This is a genomic window from Peribacillus sp. YIM B13481, assembly GCF_042787985.1.
GTDB lineage: Bacteria > Bacillota > Bacilli > Bacillales > DSM-1321 > Peribacillus > Peribacillus simplex_A.
The window spans coordinates 1-3,056 of record NZ_JBHZPE010000114.1 but is presented as its reverse complement, the minus strand read 5'-3'; the positions used below and the strand labels follow the sequence as shown (position 1 = coordinate 3,056).

At 51.5% G+C, this 3,056-nt stretch carries 1 rRNA gene; it reads right to left on the bottom strand.

From position 1 onward, the window contains the following. Positions 1-48: 48 nt before the first annotated feature. A 23S ribosomal RNA gene (locus tag ACFX4X_RS25305) occupies positions 49-2,982 on the bottom strand. Positions 2,983-3,056: the final 74 nt, after the last annotated feature.

The window sequence follows — 3,056 nt, the reverse complement described above, 5'->3', positions numbered from 1 at the left end:
TTCCTTCAAAACTAGATAATAAGAAGGTATTTCATTTTTTAAAAAGCGTTGGTTAAGTCCTCGATCTATTAGTATCAGTCAGCTCCACATGTCGCCACGCTTCCACCTCTGACCTATCAACCTGATCATCTTTCAGGGATCTTACTAGCTTGCGCCATGGGAAATCTCATCTTGAGGGGGGCTTCATGCTTAGATGCTTTCAGCACTTATCCCGTCCGCACGTAGCTACCCAGCTATGCCTTTGGCAAGACAACTGGTACACCAGCGGTGCGTCCATCCCGGTCCTCTCGTACTAAGGACAGCTCCTCTCAAATTTCCTGCGCCCGCGACGGATAGGGACCGAACTGTCTCACGACGTTCTGAACCCAGCTCGCGTACCGCTTTAATGGGCGAACAGCCCAACCCTTGGGACCGACTACAGCCCCAGGATGCGATGAGCCGACATCGAGGTGCCAAACCTCCCCGTCGATGTGGACTCTTGGGGGAGATAAGCCTGTTATCCCCGGGGTAGCTTTTATCCGTTGAGCGATGGCCCTTCCATGCGGAACCACCGGATCACTAAGCCCGACTTTCGTCCCTGCTCGACTTGTAGGTCTCGCAGTCAAGCTCCCTTGTGCCTTTACACTCTACGAATGATTTCCAACCATTCTGAGGGAACCTTTGGGCGCCTCCGTTACTCTTTAGGAGGCGACCGCCCCAGTCAAACTGCCCACCTGACACTGTCTCCCACCCCGATAAGGGGCGCGGGTTAGAATTTCAATACAGCCAGGGTAGTATCCCACCAACGCCTCCACCGAAGCTAGCGCTCCGGCTTCTCAGGCTCCTACCTATCCTGTACAAGCTGTACCAAAATTCAATATCAGGCTGCAGTAAAGCTCCACGGGGTCTTTCCGTCCTGTCGCGGGTAACCTGCATCTTCACAGGTACTATAATTTCACCGAGTCTCTCGTTGAGACAGTGCCCAGATCGTTACACCTTTCGTGCGGGTCGGAACTTACCCGACAAGGAATTTCGCTACCTTAGGACCGTTATAGTTACGGCCGCCGTTTACTGGGGCTTCGGTTCAAAGCTTCGCTTGCGCTAACCTCTCCCCTTAACCTTCCAGCACCGGGCAGGTGTCAGCCCCTATACTTCGCCTTGCGGCTTCGCAGAGACCTGTGTTTTTGCTAAACAGTCGCCTGGGCCTATTCACTGCGGCTTTTCCGGGCTATTCACCCTAAAAAGCACCCCTTCTCCCGAAGTTACGGGGTCATTTTGCCGAGTTCCTTAACGAGAGTTCTCTCGCACACCTTAGGATTCTCTCCTCGCCTACCTGTGTCGGTTTGCGGTACGGGCACCTTACATCTCACTAGAGGCTTTTCTTGGCAGCGTGGAATCAGGAACTTCGGTACTATATTTCCCTCGCCATCACAGCTCCGCCTTAATGGAAACGGGATTTGCCTCGTTTCCGGCCTAACTGCTTGGACGCGCATATCCAACAGCGCGCTTACCCTATCCTTCTGCGTCCCCCCATCGTTCAAACGATGTATAGGTGGTACAGGAATATCAACCTGTTGTCCATCGCCTACGCCTTTCGGCCTCGGCTTAGGTCCCGACTAACCCTGAGCGGACGAGCCTTCCTCAGGAAACCTTAGGCATTCGGTGGAAGGGATTCTCACCCTTCTTTCGCTACTCATACCGGCATTCTCACTTCTAAGCGCTCCACCAGTCCTTCCGGTCTGACTTCAACGCCCTTAGAACGCTCTCCTACCATCGACACCAAAATGGTGTCAATCCACAGCTTCGGTGATACGTTTAGCCCCGGTACATTTTCGGCGCGGAGTCACTCGACCAGTGAGCTATTACGCACTCTTTAAATGGTGGCTGCTTCTGAGCCAACATCCTGGTTGTCTAAGCAACTCCACATCCTTTTCCACTTAACGTATACTTTGGGACCTTAGCTGGTGGTCTGGGCTGTTTCCCTTTCGACTACGGATCTTATCACTCGCAGTCTGACTCCCAAGAATAAGTATTTGGCATTCGGAGTTTGACTGAATTCGGTAACCCGTTGGGGGCCCCTAGTCCAATCAGTGCTCTACCTCCAATACTCTCATCTTGAGGCTAGCCCTAAAGCTATTTCGGAGAGAACCAGCTATCTCCAGGTTCGATTGGAATTTCTCCGCTACCCACACCTCATCCCCGCACTTTTCAACGTGCGTGGGTTCGGGCCTCCATTCAGTGTTACCTGAACTTCACCCTGGACATGGGTAGATCACCTGGTTTCGGGTCTACGACCTCATACTCATTCGCCCTATTCAGACTCGCTTTCGCTGCGGCTCCGTCTTATCAACTTAACCTCGCATGAAATCGTAACTCGCCGGTTCATTCTACAAAAGGCACGCCATTACCCATTAACGGGCTTTGACTACTTGTAGGCACACGGTTTCAGGATCTATTTCACTCCCCTTCCGGGGTGCTTTTCACCTTTCCCTCACGGTACTGGTTCACTATCGGTCACTAGGGAGTATTTAGCCTTGGGAGATGGTCCTCCCTGCTTCCGACGGGATTTCTCGTGTCCCGCCGTACTCAGGATCCACTCAGGAGGGAACGAAGTTTCAACTACAGGGTTTTTACCTTCTTTGACGGACCTTTCCAGATCACTTCATTTACCCCGTTCCTTTGTAACTCCATGTTGAGTGTCCTACAACCCCAAGAGGCAAGCCTCTTGGTTTGGGCTAATTCCGTTTCGCTCGCCGCTACTCAGGAAATCGCATTTGCTTTCTCTTCCTCCGGGTACTTAGATGTTTCAGTTCCCCGGGTCTGCCTTCAGTACCCTATGTATTCAGGTAAAGATACTGTTCCATTACGAACAGTGGGTTTCCCCATTCGGAAATCTCCGGATCAAAGCTTACTTACAGCTCCCCGAAGCATATCGGTGTTAGTCCCGTCCTTCATCGGCTCCTAGTGCCAAGGCATCCACCGTGCGCCCTTTCTAACTTAACCGTTAAAAAAGATCTTACTGATGCTTTGAAAAAAATTAATTGCCTTCTATCTATTATCTAGTTTTCAAGGAACAA